The sequence below is a fragment of the Corallococcus sp. CA053C genome (genome assembly GCF_003611675.1).
GTDB lineage: Bacteria > Myxococcota > Myxococcia > Myxococcales > Myxococcaceae > Corallococcus.
The window spans coordinates 1-399 of sequence record NZ_RAWA01000920.1 but is presented as its reverse complement, the minus strand read 5'-3'; the positions used below and the strand labels follow the sequence as shown (position 1 = coordinate 399).

Annotated in this window: 1 pseudogene; it reads left to right on the top strand. The window is 64.4% G+C overall.

Annotated features, from left to right (window positions below):
• Positions 1–344, top strand: a pseudogene (locus D7V97_RS43890) (hypothetical protein); the annotation flags it as partial.
• Positions 345–399 lie beyond the last annotated feature (55 nt).

The following is a 399-nucleotide window of genomic DNA, read 5'->3' as shown; positions in this document are numbered from 1 at the left end:
CGTTAGGTGTGCTGGAGCTACACCCGCTGCTCAACCCGGCCGGTTACGTGCTGGCCGAAACGTCGCCGGACCGTCTGGTGGTGCACAACTCGCCAGCCCACGCCGACGGCGCCTGGATTTCGTTGTGCACACCGGCATCCGTGCAGCCGTTGCAGGCCATCGCCACCGCTGTAGACCCGCATCTGAAGGTTCGGATCAGCGGGACGGACACCGACTGGACCGCGGAACTCATCGAGGCCGATGCCCCAGCGAGCGAACTGCCGGAGGTGTTGGTAGCCAAGGTCAGTCGCGGATCGGTCTTCCAGTTCGAGCCGAGGCGCTCACTGCCGTTGACCGTGAAATGAGCTCGATGCGATCTGTCAAGTCGGTGGCGGTACCGCTTCGGTGACACCACCGCAT